Source organism: Hymenobacter sp. GOD-10R, assembly GCF_035609205.1.
Lineage (GTDB): Bacteria > Bacteroidota > Bacteroidia > Cytophagales > Hymenobacteraceae > Hymenobacter.
In genome coordinates this window covers 2,511,235-2,525,749 of the sequence record NZ_CP141184.1, presented here as the reverse complement: position 1 = coordinate 2,525,749, position 14,515 = coordinate 2,511,235, and the positions used below count along the sequence as shown (strand labels likewise).

Here is a 14,515-nt window from a genome sequence, read left to right as displayed (position 1 = left end):
TGCGGCAAAGCCACGCGCAACAATGCGTTATCGGTTGCCTATTGCGCCTCCTAAGCTGTTTGGCCACCATCCACCACCAGGGCGTGGCCGACCGTGAAGCCACCCAGGTCGGAGCACAGCCACAAGACGGCGCTGGCAATTTCTTCCGGCTTGCCGGCGCGGCCAATCGGCTCTTGCTTCTCAATTTTCTCGCGGCCTTCGGGCGTGCCGCCGCTGAAGCGGTCCATCATGGGTGTGTCGATAAAGCCGGGGCACACCGCATTGATGCGGATGTTTTTAGCGGCATAGTCCAGTGCCGCCGACTTGGTGAGGCCGATGATGCCAAACTTCGCGGCCGAGTACGCTCCCTGCCCCGGAATACCCTTCACCCCTGCCCCCGACGAGGTATTAACGATAGCCCCGCCGCCCTGTTTAAGCAGCAGCGGCAGCTCGTACTTCATGCACAGAAACACGCCGCGGAGGTCCGTATTCAGGATACGGTTCCATTCTTCTTCCTCAATATCGGCCGCTGGCATCTGCTCTTGTTCCACACCCGCGTTGTTGAAGGCGTAGTCCAGCCGGCCGTACGTACCGATGGTAAGTGCCAGCGCCGCCTGAATGTCGGCCGAGCGTAGCACATCGCACGTGACGGCCAGGGCCTGGCCGCCGGCCTGCTCGATCAGCTGCACAGTTTCTTGGCTTTGTTCAATCGAGATATCGGCGGCTACCACGCGGGCACCCTGCTGCGCAAAAGCCAGCGCCGTAGCGCGGCCGATGCCCGTTCCAGCCCCGGTGATAAACGCCACCTTGCCGGTGAATTCTCCTTGTTGGTTGCTTAACATAGCTATTTAGGTTAGGGATAGCTGCAAAAAATGCCGGTAGCGCGCCCATTTGCGACCGCCCCGCGCTATCCATTTGCCGCCGGCTGATACAGCCAGCGAACGACCTTACAAAGGTCCTACCCACCCTAAGGAACTGCTAACGACAATCAAAGGGGTTTGTAATAGTTTCAACGAATTGACCCGGTCCGCCGAGGATGTTGGGCCAGCAGCGCACCACCGAGTTACGATTGGTAAGACCAATTAACTTTCATTGTTGAAGTTGCTCCCCAACAATCGGTAGTGATCGGGCTGGCACGAAAGTTTCAACATCCCTAAAGATGAAACTCTGTATAAAATCATATAATTCATCCGGCAATCATTCGGCGTAACGCCTGCATTTATTTGAATAAGCGGGTGAAATGCTGCGGAAACCTAAAGCATTCGTAGGCAATTTCACTAACCGATTCACTCATGTCAAACGCGCGCTTTCGCCACTTCTATCACTTTCGATTGCATGTAATCCTGAGCCGGTCTGACGGTTTCTTTCTCCACCAGGCCACCAAAATAGTTGGGTGATAACTATGAGGCGAGGTGTTTGCTGGTATTGTCCGCAACTGGCCCAGCCCTTGGAGAGGACCGGTTACGTCCAAGGTGAGCTCCATGTCTCCAAGGTCACTATTGACCGAAGGGTGGAAGAAAGAGGGCAGCAGCGTTACTTGATCTGGGATAGTACTAGACAGCTACCTAGCAATAATCAATTTTATTGAGCGCGCTATTTGCGAGCAACCATATAGCGGGTTTTGACTCGCTCATAAAGCCAGCCTGTAAATCTGCTCGCATACCGAAAGGCGTTGACTTCTTCGGCACTGCCTAGCTGCACAATGGCTTTAGGAGCAAAGGAGAAACGAGCGTTGGGGTCCGCTGGGATGCTGAAGCAGTGTACAAACTTCTTGATGCCGGTCTTGAACTCCGGTAAAGGAATTGAATAGGGGACGAACGGCTTGCCACGTTGATAAGCATAGACTTCGTTTTTTAGGGCTACCTAGTTGTTGATAATGGGTAGTTCCCCGCTGCTGCCATTGATCAGTTCTAGCATTCCCTTGTTTTTCTGCAGAAACAAAACCAGGCGTTGACCTTTGGCCACTTTGGCGTAGCGCACATCGCACGTCCATTCCTCAAAAGGCTGAACAGTCAGGCTTGAGCTGCCGCCTCCCTTGATATATTCAGCTACGTAGAACTGGTAAGTGCTAGCTTGAACAGAGGCAATTTCTCCAATGAAAATGTAATCCGCTTGAGAGGCAATGACCTCGATCGGTAATTCTAGTTTTTTGGCCGAAGCAAAGGGAGAGACGGCTAGCAGTAGGGAAAGGAGGCTGAGTTTTAGGGTCATGCTGTTCTGTCGGATAACTGAGTAGTACTATCTAGCACTTTCATCAATACAGTTATCGAATCTAGGCATAGTAATCGTTGTGTCGATAAGATAGCAAAAGCCATTCTTCATGCACTGTTTGTACTTTCTCACTCTAAGTTTACTCTTTTCCAATCCTACGCAAGCCCAACCATCAGCCAATGATTCTACCAGTAGAGAAGCTGGCTATTCCACTGAACTCGATAAGCGGCATGGCTTTCTGGGTATTCCCTTTGACACCCCTCTAACCAGCTTTAAAGAGCTGCATCTGGTCCGCACTCAAGAGCAAGAGCAGGTGTACCGCAAGAAAGCAGAGCGAAAAGCAGTAGGCGAAGCCACGATCAAGTATGTTGACTATTACTTCTACAAAGGCAAGCTCAGCGCCGTACAAGTCCACGCCGTAAATGACCTCAAGAACAAAGCAGCGTGGATGGAGCTACTGAAAACAGCCTATCAGGTTGCGCCTAGCACAGTCTTAAACAATTCGGAAGATAGCCCAGGTGGCTCCTACTTCTGGCACGGGAAACACACCCATATCAACTATTCCGCCTACTCGGGTAAAGATCTTAGCATATATGTTAGCTGTGCCGATATAACAGCAGAGAAGGCCTGTGATAGAGTAACGCGAGTAAAGCGCGCCGCAGAGAAGCTATAGAAAACAAGAAAATTCTCCATAATAAGCGGGGCTTTCTTGCTTTCTCTCAATCTTACTATGTTATAATAAAGAAGAACTATCATGTAACTTATCATATAGAAGCTATAATGTTTGACCAAGCTGCGGTTAATTATCTTTTACGATACTCTATGAGCGTCCTCTTACCCTCTCGTATACATAGACTTCTCTTCTTAGAGTGCTACTATTCCTGCTTTTGCTCACCGGAACTACCCGCGCTCAAATGCCTGCTTGGCAATGGCGGGTGCACCTGGGCTAGTACGAATAAATCCTACGTCGCCTTTACCACTGATACTAACGGCAATGTCTACCTAGCTGTCTCCTTTTCCAGTACGATCTGCTTTGGTACTATGACCCTGACAAGTTCGGGTGGAGAAGATGTTTTTGTCACCAAGTAGAGCCCTATCACAACAACTTTTGTGTGGGCGAAACAAGCTAGTGGTGCCGATCATGATGGGGCGACTGCCATAGCCGTACAGAAAGCAATGTGTGCGCCTCGCACAAGAGCTAAAGGCCGCTGTTACCATGAACTCACCCTAGCGAAGATGAGCGGTTACAGCCCAAGATTAACCCCCGATGGTAGCTACATACTCGGCGGGCATTTCGACTCTGGTGTTAGCAGCGATAAAACGCAAGTAGGCCGTGGTGCCGCTCCGCGAAGATGAGCACCGCTTGGTACGAGCTGGATCTAGCCTGGGGCGTGGTCGTGTGCCTGGAAGCGTTGGGTATTGTCTGGGATGTGGGTGCGGTCAGAAAACTCCTACGCTGAAGCTCATTCCAAGTCTTACCCGCTAAAGTGGATGTTCTCGTGGGTGAAGTAATCGTTGCCACGATGGATTGCTCCGACAGCGAAAATTCTATGCCTTTTTTAACGTATGTTACTTCTTTCCATTAAGGCTAGAGCAGTTGCTAACTCGAGGAAGGCACGCATCTATACCCCTAGCCGTACCCCGGAGATGAATAAAGCCTCATAAGTGCTTGACTTACGAGGCTTTACAAGGTCAAAACGAGGATTTATGTAGTCCGTAGGGGAATCGAACCCCTGTTGGTAGAATGAAAATCTACTGTCCTAACCCCTAGACGAACGGACCATTTTGTTGTGTTATTGTCGTCCCTTGTTCGTTTTGATGGTGCAAAGATAGAGCAGCGAGCTTTCACTGCAATACCTAGGCCTAAAAAAAATCATCCATTAGAAGAAAGCGACTGAGATTCAGGGAGAAATTTTTTAACAGCATGATGATATAGTCTTCACAAACGGTTGAAATACGGTGCTAGCTGCTCCCTCCTCTCTTCGTGGCATCGATTCCACCGAATCAATCTGCTTAGTCAATTGTTGTAATACCAATCGTTGGGCGGTACTAAGGTCAGGCGTTTGTCAAGATCTACTCTGATTTGGCGAAGTTACCCCATCCTTATACCTTAGCCCCGCGTTTTCATCCGGCTCTTCGGGGCCGCCAAACCAATTTCCTAATATGGCTAAAATTAAAGTTGCCATCAACGGCTTCGGCCGCATCGGTCGCCTCACCTTCAAGTCGCTGCTTGGTCGCGACAACGTAGAAGTGGTGGCTATTAATGACCTCACTGATAATAAGACGCTGGCTCACCTGCTGAAGTACGATTCTGTACACGGCCGTTTTGACGGAACCGTAACGTACGACGAGGAGAGCCTGACGGTAAATGGTCAGCGCATTCATGCACTTGCTGAGCGCGACCCTAAGCTCCTCCCCTGGGGCTCGATGGGCATTGACGTAGTACTTGAGTCGACTGGCCGCTTCGTAGACGAGGCTGGTGCAGGTCAGCACATCACGGCTGGCGCGAAGAAAGTTGTGATTTCGGCCCCTGCTACCGGCAACATTCCCACGGTTGTGCTAGGTGTGAACGAAGATATCCTGACTGGCGACGAGACCATCATTTCTAATGCTAGCTGCACCACCAACTGCTTGGCTCCTATGGCTAAAGTATTGGACGAGGTATTCGGCATTGAGAAAGGCTACATCACCACGGTGCACGCTTACACTTCTGACCAGAACCTGCAAGACGCTCCTCACAAGGACCTACGCCGGGCTCGCGCTGCGGCTTACAGCATCATCCCTACCAGCACTGGCGCTGCAAAAGCGGTAGGCTTGGTATTGCCCAAGTTGAAAGGCAAGCTGGACGGTTTGGCAATGCGTGTTCCGGTGCCGGATGGCTCTATGACCGACTTGACCGTGATCCTGAAGAAGGAAGCTACTAAGGAGCAAATCAACGATGCCTTGAAGCAAGCCTCTGAAGGTGCCTTGAAAGGCATCATCGAGTACACGACCGATCCGTTAGTAAGCATCGACATCGTGGGCAACCCTCACTCGTGTATCTTCGATTCGGCTCTTACTTCGGCCAATGGCACGCTGGCCAAAGTAATCGGCTGGTACGACAACGAAACCGGCTACAGCACGCGTACTGCTGACCTCATCCAGAAATTGGGTGAGAAAATGGCTTCGTAAGCTAGGTAGTAGTATGTTTTGGAAAGCCTGCCCACTTCCGGGCGGGCTTTCTTTTTTGGCAGGTTGCCGTAGATCTACGGCCTCTTCTCTCCCCTATTCTATGCCTCGGCTTCGTATCTGTTTTATTCTAAATCCCAACTCCGGCACGAACCGGCGGCAGGATGTACCAGCGCTCATCACCAAACACCTCAACCACGACCAAGTTGCGTATGCTATTTACAAGACCCAGTACGCGGGTCATGCAGAAGAGCTAGCTCGCCAAGCAGCAGCGGAGGGCTTCCGGGTAGTAGTGGCCGTGGGCGGAGATGGCACGGTGAATGAAGTTGGGCGCGGCTTACTGGGTACGAATGCGGCATTGGGCATTGTTCCACGGGGCTCAGGCAATGGGCTGGCGCGCCATCTGCGTGTGCCGTTGAGTTTACCAGCAGCCATTCGGCGCTTCAATGCGCCTAATTTCCAACGTATGGATGTTGGCGACATCAATGGGCATCCGTTCTTCTGCACGGCCGGCCTGGGGTTTGATGCGCACGTGAGCAAGTGCTTTGCTACGGCCGGCACGCGGGGACTAGCTACCTACGTGCAAGTGGCCTTGCGCCAGTATCGTAGCTTTCAGCCAACACCCATTCAGCTTACGTTTGGGGAGAAGCAGCTTGATACCAATTGCTACATCCTAGCTTTTGCCAACGCTGCTCAATACGGTAACAATGCCTACATCGCTCCGCTAGCTGACATTCGGGATGGTTTGCTTGACTTAGTTCTTATAGATGCGCTGCCGCTCTGGCGGGCAGTACGCGTCGGAATAGGCCTAGCTATCGGCGACTTACCCAAATCTGGTGCGGCGGATTTTCACACAGCGCGCCAAGTTCACGTACAAACTACAGCTCCACTTGGCTTTCACGTCGACGGCGACTATGTGGGCGAAGCTTCTACTTTTGAAGTAACTCTTACCCCCCTAGCGTTGGAAGTAGCTACGTAAGCAGCTTAGCAGTTTATTATAGCCTTGCTCACCTACTTTCCACCTTAAAAGTGTACGCTGTTATTCAGCGAATCAATTACTTAACTACTCCGTTATTTTCTTGATACCATGAAAAATCGTACTGGCCGGGAGGGCGTGGTATATTCCACAAACCCTGATTTTGAGTACCAACAGCAAGGCGAAACCGAAGCTCAAACGCTGCCGCCTCAGCAGCAGAATCTACGCGTGCAACTTGATAAGAAGTCGCGCGGTGGCAAGCAGGTGACCCTTATCACAGGTTTCGTAGGCCGCGACGCTGATCTGCAAAGCCTAGGAAAGACCTTGAAAACCAAATGCGGCGTAGGCGGCAATGCTAAGGATGGGGAAATCCTGATTCAAGGCGACTTTCGGGATAAAGCCTTGGCGGTGTTGCTGGACCTAGGATACAAAGCCAAGAAGGCGGGCGGCTAAGCTAACAGGTAGGCAGCCCGCACTTACGAAAAGACGGTGGTGATACCAAAACCAAAGCTTACCCCAAAGTAGCGCGATGCTACAGTACGGGCATCGAACGAGCTAGGCGCGGACGATAAAGTCCGCGCTACCCGGGAGCCTAGGCTTGCAGAAATTGTAGGGCCCGCGCCACATCGTCGGGCGTGTCGATGCCGATAGTTTCGAGGTTGGTTTCCGTTGTTTGAATGCGGAAACCGTGTTCCAGCCAGCGTAACTGCTCCAGCGACTCGGCTATTTCCAGCGGTGACGGCGCCAAACGGGTAATTTGCTCCAGAATATCGGGGCGATACGCGTAGAGCCCTATGTGGCGCAAGTAGCGGTGATGTGCCAGCCACTGCTCGGGGGCATGTTGGCGCTGGTAAGGCAACGGATGACGGCTAAAATACAGGGCCTGCCCGCGCTGGTCGATTACAACCTTGGGTAAGTGCGGGCTGCGCAGTTCTTCTTCCGTGAGTACAGGCTTCACGAGCGTGGCAATTTGGGGCGGTGGGGTAGCAGCAAAGAGTTGCACCAACGCGTCGATTTGTGCAGGTTGCACGAAGGGTTCGTCGCCCTGAATGTTGATCACACAATCGACATCGGCTCCTAGGTCCAGCTTCTGGTACGCTTCAAACACTCGGTCGGTGCCGCTGGGATGATTGGGCGAAGTCAAGATAACTTCCCCACCAAAATCGAGCACGTGCTGGTGAATGCGCTCGTCATCGGTGGCCACTACTACGCGGCTCAACGATGATTTTTGAGCCTGCGCCACTACCCGTTGGATAATGGTTTGACCACCTAGGTCGATGAGAGGTTTGCCAGGTAAGCGGGAGGAAGCGTAGCGGGCCGGGATGATGCCGAGAGCGTTGAGCATAATAGAGCAAGACGAAAAACGTTTTGCAAAAAACCGAAATTTCCGGGATGCCCACCGAGCTCCTAGCAGAAATAGCTACTTTATTGTACTTCCTCCTAGCCTAAAGGCCGTGCAAACCATCCTAGGCTAGGATTATTTTTTATCTTTCCGCCTACTTTTCCCGTCTTCCGCGCGGGGCCTAGCCCCGGCTGCCTGGCTCCTGCGCGCTTCCTGCGCACCTTTCTATGACTCGTTTTTTAGTGCTGGTTACCGCGTCTTTTTTCGCTGGATTTGCCGCATTGGCCACGCCTCGGCCCATTGCTCTGGTCGACTCCATTGGGGTTATCTACCAAAATAATAAGATACTCATCAAACACCGCGTGAAAGCGGGTGAGACCCTCTACGGCATTTCGCGCCGCTACAAAGTACCTGTCGATCAGATTGTGGAAGCGAACCCCAAAGTGCAAGGCGCTTTGTTTTCGGGGCAAGTTGTACTGGTACCTCGCACCCGTGTTGTGCTGACTAACCCCGCGCCCACTGCTACCCGACCGGCACCGGCTAACCGCCCCGCTACCGTTTCGGCGGCACCTAAGCCAGCGACTCCTACTGGTGGGACAGGCTTACAGACTGATGCCCGTGGCAACCAAGTATATGTTGTAGAAAAAGGGCAAACCCTCTTTTCTACCGCTCGCCGCTTTAATATGGCGCCGGCTGAGCTAGCGCGTATCAATCAGCTGCCGGCTGACTACGGTGTGCGCGTAGGGCAAACGCTGATCATCGTGCCGGCTGGTGGTGCGGCTCCTAGCGCTAAACCCGCCGTTGAGCCTACTGCGGCTGCCGCACCTAAGACTACGCCCGCGCCCTCATCGCCCGCCACGGTGCTCGCTGAACGTCCGGAGGCTACTGACCGCGACAAAGAAACCAACGCCGACGCGGCGACCCCACCCACCACCGCCGAAGACCGTGCGCCCGATCGGGCCAGCGAAATCGTGCACCGCGTGCGCGAAAACGGCCTAGCTGCTACTATTGAGGGGGCCGTGACGGATAAGTACCTAGCCTTGCACAAGACGGCACCAGTGGGCACGATCATGCAGGTACGCAACATCATGAATGGGCAATCGGTGTACGTGCGCGTGATTGGCCAACTACCTGATACGGGTGAGAACAGCACCATCTTGGTGCGTCTCTCCCCACGTGCCGTGCAGCGCCTCTCCATGCCGAACAGCCGCTTCCGCGTCGAGACGTCGTATGTACCGTAACCGTTTCACTTGTCAACTAATGTTCATCATTTAACTAGGAAGCTGCTTCATCATCCGTATGAGGGTTCCACCTGTTAAATGCTCATTATTGACTAATAAATGAAATGAACACTGCCCAGCTTCGCCAGTTTCTCAACGACCACTACGACCGTTACGACCAGCCAACCTTTATTGCGAACGACCCGATTAGCATTCCCCACCGTTTTACACAGCGGCAGGATATAGAAATCAGCGGTTTGTTTGCGGCGCTGCTCGCGTGGGGGCAGCGCAAAACCATCATCAGCAAGTGTACTGAGCTTATAAAGCGTATGGATAATGCGCCTTACCAGTTCATCACGCAGCACGGAGATGAGGACTTAAAGGGCTTGCTAGGTTTCTGCCACCGCACGTTCTGCGACACCGACTTGCTGTACTTCGTGCATTGGCTGCGTTGGTTTTACCAAAGTCACAGCACGTTAGAAGATGGTTTTCTGATCGGTAGTACGCAACGCGAGCGGCTGGAGAATTTCCACAACCTTTTCTTCAGCCTGCCCGATGCGCCGCAGCGCACCCGCAAGCACGTGGCCACGCCCGCGCGTGGTTCGGCCTGTAAGCGCGTGAATATGTACCTGCGCTGGATGGTCCGCCAAGACGCCCGCGGCGTCGACTTCGGCCTCTGGACGCGCATGCCCGCCGCCGACCTGGTCTGCCCCTGTGATGTGCACGTGGAGCGCGTTGCCCGCCGCCTAGGCTTAATGACCCGCAAACTCGTAGATTGGCAAGCGGCCGAAGAACTCACCGCTCACCTGCGCGCTTTTGATCCAACTGACCCGGTGAAGTACGATTTTGCGCTATTTGGGCTAGGTGTGGAAGAAAAGCATGGGACTTTTTAATCGATAGTTTTTACCTCAAGTCCGCCTGTCATCTCGAACAAAGCGAAGGGCCTTATCAAGCTAGAACAACTGCCGTAACCACGACTCGTTCTAGCCTGATAAGGCCCTTCACTTTCTTAGGATGGCAGGTGCAGGCTTATAGCTAAGCTAGGCCTCGCATCTTCCTAATTGCCACCGCCCGTTGTTGTTTGGCTGGTGCCGGTGGGGCGTACCGTCGGGTACTTGATACCCAACTGCTCCAGGTACGTTTTGTATTTCGCCGGATTGTAGTAATACTTCTTCATTTCCGGGCGGTACTCAGCCATTATCTTCTTATTCAACTCGATAGCCGGCTTATCAGTTTTAGACACAAAGGGAATATACTTGGTGTCCTTGGTTTGCACGTCGTTGAAATAGGCCCAGGCATTTTTGATAATTTCGGGCTTCACGAGCATGTCCAGCAACGTCATGGCCTCGGCTTTGGCACCGGCTGTTACGCCTTTGTGGGCAATGGGTGTGGCCATGGAAATGGCATTAGACCAGTGATGACCAGGCAAGCCCGGAATGTTGGAAGGGTAGCGCAGCACAATGGTCGGCACGTTCCAGGAGATGTCGGCAATGTCGTCGGAACCGCCGCCAATGGAGTTGTTATCGGGTTTGCTGAGGCTGTCTAGCTTCATTGCGAGGCCATCGATGGGCCGACCGCGCCGATCCGTTTTGGGGGCTTTCATTTCTACCTGCGTGGCGCGAGCTAGGGTCTGGTCTTCGGGCGACCAAGTGGGCAGCCCTACCATTTTGATATTCTCGTACATGACTTCGGCCATGGGTTTGTTCATGTGGCCCGGCCAAGCGCTACCTAGCATCTCGTAGGTCATTTCGGTGTTGGTCATCAGGGTAGCGCCCTGCGCCATTTTGATGGCATCCTTGTACATGTCCATGATCTTCGGGTAGGTCCGGTCACGGAAGTAGTACCACACCGACGCTTTGGAAGGCACCACGTTCGGCTGGTCGCCCCCATCGGGGATGACGTAGTGCGAGCGTTGGGTGATTTCCATATGCTCACGGTGGAAATTCCAGGCAATATCCATCAGCTCTACGGCGTCGAGGGCGCTACGGCCCCGCCACGGTGCACCCGCCGAGTGCGCCGCTTGACCGTCGAAGTTGAACTTCACCGACACCATGCCGTTGCCACCTGCGTCGCCGTACGAGGTACCTAGGTTGTCGCCCACGTGGGTGAAGATGCAGGCATCCACGTTCTTGAAGTATCCATCGCGCACAAAGTACGCCTTGCTGCCTAGCTGCTCTTCCGCCACACCGGGCCACAGCACCAACGTACCCGAAATCTTCTCGCGCTGCATGATCTTCTTGAGCGCCAGCACCGCCGTGAGGTTCAGTGGCTCACCCGAGTTGTGCCCTTCGCCATGACCTGGAGCCCCTTCGATAATGGGGTCGTGGTAGGCTACACCGGGCTTCTGCGACGCTTTTGGGATACAGTCGATGTCGCTGCCGATGGCAATAACAGGCTTTCCTGACCCCCACTTTGCCATCCACGCTGTGGGCATACCGGCAACACCTTGCTCAATCGTAAAGCCATTTTTCTTCAGGATGTCGGTTAGGTAGCGCGAGGTTTCGGTCTCTTGAAAACCTAGCTCCCCGAAGCTGAATACCATATCCACCATCTCCTGCGTCGACTTCTGTTGCTTGTCAATTTCGGCAACCAGCTCTTTCTTGAGCGCCTCCAGCTTAGCTGGCGACATCGTAGTTTGGGCAGCGGCCTGCTTGGGCGTCAGCGCGCTTACCAGGCCTGCCGTGGCTAGCACGAAGCCAGCGCGACGAAAAAGATGCGGTAGTTTTCTTTTCATGGAAGCAGTGGTTGGTTGAGGTGAAAAGGCGAATGATTTGTAGCGTGAAGCGCTGGCTTCGCGCGTCGCTGAAAAGCAGCACCTAGGTTTAGTCACCATAAGCATCGTTCAACGACACGCGAGTTGGCGCTTCACGCTACATTAGTTAGTAAGCAAAATCATCGTTCAAGAAGTCCATAGCGGGCATGCCGATGGGGGCACCGGGAGGCATGACCGAGGCAGCCGGAGTCAGGAATTTTTCGGGGCTTTCGCGGTACTTACCAATCTGATCCAGGCCGAATAGCAGATTGGCTTTTTGCCTAGGTTCGGCTTTTGCCACGGTGGCGGTCATCCACTGTTGTAGGTCGTCTACTTTCAGCAGCGCTTCGCCGCGCACGCCAGGCGATGCTTTTTCATTGGCCGCTAGGGCTAGCAAGTACTTCAGCGTAAGGTTGTTCACGACCGCTTGCAGCTCGCCGTTGTAGCCGGCAGCCAGCGGCGTTTTCCACGTCTTATCCAGCAGCTTGTCGACCACGGGCAGGAAACCGGGCTGGGCCGCGTCGCGGGCGTGGTACTCCACCAAGCGGGCCGCCCGCTCGGGATTCAGCAGCGAAGAAATGGTTTCGTTTGCGGCCGACTCGGCGGCGGCCATTGGGTCAAAGGTTGGGCCGGTATAGCCGCTGAACGTTTCCAAGCCGCCTGGGAAGCCCGATGGGCGCGGTGGAATTTTCTGAATTAGTTTCTCGGGCAAGGCTAGGGCTTGTGGCGACACGGTAGCCATGAGCGCATCAAAGGCTTTCCACTGCTCGGCGGGGTCCACCATGCGAGTGATGGTCTGGCCATCATTCTTCACGGCGTGCGTGAAGTAAAGGCCACCCAGCGACTTCGCCGTGGCTTCGATTTGGTAGCGGTGCAAAAGGTAAATGGGCACCAATACTTCTTCCAGCGTTGCCATCGGCATATCCTTTTGGATAGCGGCTTCCGAGAAGTTGTCGAGCACGTGGCGGCGTACCGTCATGAGCTTGTTGAGCTGCACCACGGCATTTTCGCCGTCGTCCCACTGGTGGGAGTTGGGGTGCACGTAGCCGCCAATGTCGGGGATGAAGATGTGGCCCTGCTTCAGGGTTTCCGCCATGATTTTATCCAGCGCCTCGTCCTCGTTCGTGCCCTTTGCAAAGTCTTGGTAACCCCACGTAATGGCGCGCTTATCCCAGCTGCCAATGCCAGTCGCGTAGGCATCCGACACGTCAACTACCCCATTCTTGAGTTCGAAGCGCGGGAACGGGTAATCCATCACCGAGCCCCGGTCGTGGGTGCTGGAGGTGAAATTGTGGTAGAGACCTAGGGTGTGGCCAATTTCGTGGGCCGACAGCTGCCGGATGCGGGCCAGCGCCATCTTCTCCATCTTGTCGGTCGTCTGCTTGCCATCGTGGTAAGGCTGCAACAGGCCCTCGGCAATGAGGTAATCCTGCCGGTGGCGGTCGGAACCTAGGGTCACGACGCCTTTGATGATTTCGCCCGTGCGCGGGTCGATGTACGAAGAGCCGTACGAGAAAGCCCTCGGGCTACCGGAGCGGTTCACCCAGTTCACCACGTTGTAGCGAATATCCATGGGGTCCGCGCCAGCAGGCAGTTCCTTGACCTGGAAGGCATTTTTATATCCGGCCGCTTCAAATGCCTGATTCCACCAGGAGCCGCCCTCGATGAGCGCCTTCTTGATTTGTTCCGGCGCGCCGCGGTCCACGTAGTACACGATTGGCTCCACCGGCTCGCTCATCGCAGCCTTCGGGTTTTTCTTTTCTAGCCGGTGCCGACGGGTGTAGCGCTTGGTCAGCTGCTCCGTCATGGGCGCCGAGAAGTCCATGTAGGTGAACTGGTTGAAGCCCGAGCGCGGATCAAACTTGCGCGGCTTGTACTTGTCGTCGGGCAGCTCCACGAAGGACTGGTGCATGTTCACCGTCACCGCGTTGGGGTCGGGCGCAATGTCGGAGCCGCCCCCGAAGAAGCCACGCCCCGCGCCCGTTGGACCGCCGGTGAAGGTGATGATGGCCTCAAACTCGGTGTTCTTGGGAAAGTTCTTGGTGTTCTCTAGGTACACAGCCGAGCGCGACTCATCGAAGCGGTACGGCGTGCTGGCGCCACCCCCACCGGCGCGGCCACCGCCCACACCGGGGCCCGCGTAGCTAGGTGTACCGAGCCGGTCGCCGATTTTTTGGCTATCGCGCACCAGGAAAGGCGTCATATCCAACAGCACTTTGTCGCCCTCTACGGCGGCAGGGTTAAAGCCCCAAATCACCGACTTGGCAAAGGCATTTTCCACCGCGTGCTGCTCATCCGCATTTTTCGACATGGCCCGGTAGCTGTACACGGGCTCCACCAAGAACACTTTGGTGCCCACCCGCTCGAACTTTGCAATGGCCGACGATGCTTGTCCGCGCTCCGGTCCGCCCGATCCGACCCCATTGGTGAGCGAGCCGAAATACAGGAACTCCTTTCCTAGCTTATCAACCTCTAGGTAGATTTTGCCACTTTTCTCATCGTAATAAAAGGGAAAATAGCCATCGAATTTCTTCATGCCCTGCGTGACCGATGAGATGGACGCGGCAGGCTTGGCTTCGGCTCTGGGGGCGGGGCTAGAGGGAGTGTTTTGGGCGACGGAAATCTGGCTGAAGGCCAACATTCCCACCAACAAGGGTCGAGTTACTCTCATAGATGATTGGGCGTGCGGGTTTGGTTTATTGGGTAAGGAATAAGTTAGATTGGCGCGTTGCGGCTATCTGGTTGTAGAGACACATACTTGTGTCTCGTCGTTGCTGATGCTGTTTATTCCGGCCGTTTTCAATCAGTCTGTTGTGACGATAGTCGTGCTATACCGGTCGTTCAACGGGGAGACACAAGTATGTGTC

The 14,515-nt window shown here is 54.3% G+C and carries 11 protein-coding genes and 1 tRNA gene; 6 read left to right on the top strand and 6 right to left on the bottom strand.

The features are described from left to right. Positions 1-50: 50 nt before the first annotated feature. Both SD425_RS10155 and SD425_RS10150 read right to left on the bottom strand, forming a co-directional pair. Positions 51-821 (bottom strand): SDR family oxidoreductase, encoded by a 771-nt coding sequence (locus SD425_RS10155; RefSeq protein ID WP_324678086.1) that lies wholly within the window; start codon positions 819-821, stop codon positions 51-53. A gap of 1,021 nt (positions 822-1,842) precedes the next feature. Beyond that, a complete protein-coding gene (locus SD425_RS10150; protein WP_324678084.1) occupies positions 1,843-2,190 on the bottom strand; it encodes a hypothetical protein in 348 nt (115 codons plus the stop codon). Between the two features lie 109 nt (positions 2,191-2,299). Here SD425_RS10150 and SD425_RS10145 point away from each other — a divergent pair, with 109 nt between their 5' ends. Then, positions 2,300-2,863, top strand: coding sequence for a hypothetical protein (locus SD425_RS10145; protein ID WP_324678082.1), 564 nt, complete (start codon positions 2,300-2,302; stop codon positions 2,861-2,863). A gap of 1,037 nt (positions 2,864-3,900) precedes the next feature. Here the strand turns inward: SD425_RS10145 and SD425_RS10140 are convergent. Continuing rightward, a tRNA-Glu gene (locus SD425_RS10140) sits at positions 3,901-3,972 on the bottom strand. Between the two features lie 381 nt (positions 3,973-4,353). Here SD425_RS10140 and gap point away from each other — a divergent pair. The 3 genes from gap to SD425_RS10125 all read left to right on the top strand — a co-directional run bounded on the left by gap (position 4,354) and on the right by SD425_RS10125 (position 6,787). Then, positions 4,354-5,361: a type I glyceraldehyde-3-phosphate dehydrogenase gene (gene gap, locus SD425_RS10135; protein WP_324678080.1), complete on the top strand. Its 1,008-nt coding sequence runs from the start codon at positions 4,354-4,356 to the stop codon at positions 5,359-5,361. Positions 5,362-5,461: 100 nt separating this feature from the next. Beyond that, positions 5,462-6,337, top strand: a complete 876-nt coding sequence (locus SD425_RS10130) for a diacylglycerol kinase family protein (protein ID WP_324678078.1) — start codon at positions 5,462-5,464, stop codon at positions 6,335-6,337. A gap of 108 nt (positions 6,338-6,445) precedes the next feature. Further along, positions 6,446-6,787, top strand: coding sequence for a translation initiation factor (locus SD425_RS10125; protein ID WP_324678076.1), 342 nt, complete (start codon positions 6,446-6,448; stop codon positions 6,785-6,787). 139 nt (positions 6,788-6,926) lie between these two features. On the opposite strand, the gene kdsB is transcribed toward SD425_RS10125, so the two are convergent. After that, complete coding sequence (gene kdsB / locus SD425_RS10120) at positions 6,927-7,679, bottom strand: 3-deoxy-manno-octulosonate cytidylyltransferase (protein WP_324678074.1); 753 nt, start codon at positions 7,677-7,679, stop codon at positions 6,927-6,929. 224 nt (positions 7,680-7,903) lie between these two features. Between kdsB and SD425_RS10115 the strand changes: the two genes are divergently transcribed. Both SD425_RS10115 and SD425_RS10110 read left to right on the top strand, forming a co-directional pair. After that, positions 7,904-8,917: a LysM peptidoglycan-binding domain-containing protein gene (locus SD425_RS10115; RefSeq protein WP_324678072.1), complete on the top strand. Its 1,014-nt coding sequence runs from the start codon at positions 7,904-7,906 to the stop codon at positions 8,915-8,917. A 104-nt stretch (positions 8,918-9,021) separates the two neighbouring features. Then, positions 9,022-9,789 carry a TIGR02757 family protein gene (locus tag SD425_RS10110; RefSeq protein WP_324678070.1) on the top strand — a complete coding sequence of 256 codons (768 nt, stop codon included), beginning with the start codon at positions 9,022-9,024 and terminating at the stop codon, positions 9,787-9,789. A 164-nt stretch (positions 9,790-9,953) separates the two neighbouring features. Here the strand turns inward: SD425_RS10110 and SD425_RS10105 are convergent, their stop codons facing one another. Continuing rightward, positions 9,954-11,525 (bottom strand): peptidase dimerization domain-containing protein, encoded by a 1,572-nt coding sequence (locus SD425_RS10105; RefSeq protein ID WP_324679519.1) that lies wholly within the window; start codon positions 11,523-11,525, stop codon positions 9,954-9,956. Between the two features lie 250 nt (positions 11,526-11,775). Then, positions 11,776-14,319, bottom strand: a complete 2,544-nt coding sequence (locus SD425_RS10100) for a zinc-dependent metalloprotease (protein WP_324678068.1) — start codon at positions 14,317-14,319, stop codon at positions 11,776-11,778. Positions 14,320-14,515 lie beyond the last annotated feature (196 nt).

What these genes read in the sequence shown, in the direction of transcription:
- SD425_RS10100 (WP_324678068.1), bottom strand. Translation starts at nt 14,319, where the DNA reads ATGAGAGTAACTCGACCCTTGTTGGTGGGAATGTTGGCCTTCAGCCAG.
- SD425_RS10105 (WP_324679519.1), bottom strand. Translation starts at nt 11,525, where the DNA reads ATGTCGCCAGCTAAGCTGGAGGCGCTCAAGAAAGAGCTGGTTGCCGAA.
- SD425_RS10115 (WP_324678072.1), top strand. Translation starts at nt 7,904, where the DNA reads ATGACTCGTTTTTTAGTGCTGGTTACCGCGTCTTTTTTCGCTGGATTT.
- SD425_RS10150 (WP_324678084.1), bottom strand. Translation starts at nt 2,190, where the DNA reads ATGACCCTAAAACTCAGCCTCCTTTCCCTACTGCTAGCCGTCTCTCCC.
- SD425_RS10155 (WP_324678086.1), bottom strand. Translation starts at nt 821, where the DNA reads ATGTTAAGCAACCAACAAGGAGAATTCACCGGCAAGGTGGCGTTTATC.
- SD425_RS10130 (WP_324678078.1), top strand. Translation starts at nt 5,462, where the DNA reads ATGCCTCGGCTTCGTATCTGTTTTATTCTAAATCCCAACTCCGGCACG.
- SD425_RS10125 (WP_324678076.1), top strand. Translation starts at nt 6,446, where the DNA reads ATGAAAAATCGTACTGGCCGGGAGGGCGTGGTATATTCCACAAACCCT.
- SD425_RS10110 (WP_324678070.1), top strand. Translation starts at nt 9,022, where the DNA reads ATGAACACTGCCCAGCTTCGCCAGTTTCTCAACGACCACTACGACCGT.
- SD425_RS10145 (WP_324678082.1), top strand. Translation starts at nt 2,300, where the DNA reads ATGCACTGTTTGTACTTTCTCACTCTAAGTTTACTCTTTTCCAATCCT.
- kdsB (WP_324678074.1), bottom strand. Translation starts at nt 7,679, where the DNA reads ATGCTCAACGCTCTCGGCATCATCCCGGCCCGCTACGCTTCCTCCCGC.
- gap (WP_324678080.1), top strand. Translation starts at nt 4,354, where the DNA reads ATGGCTAAAATTAAAGTTGCCATCAACGGCTTCGGCCGCATCGGTCGC.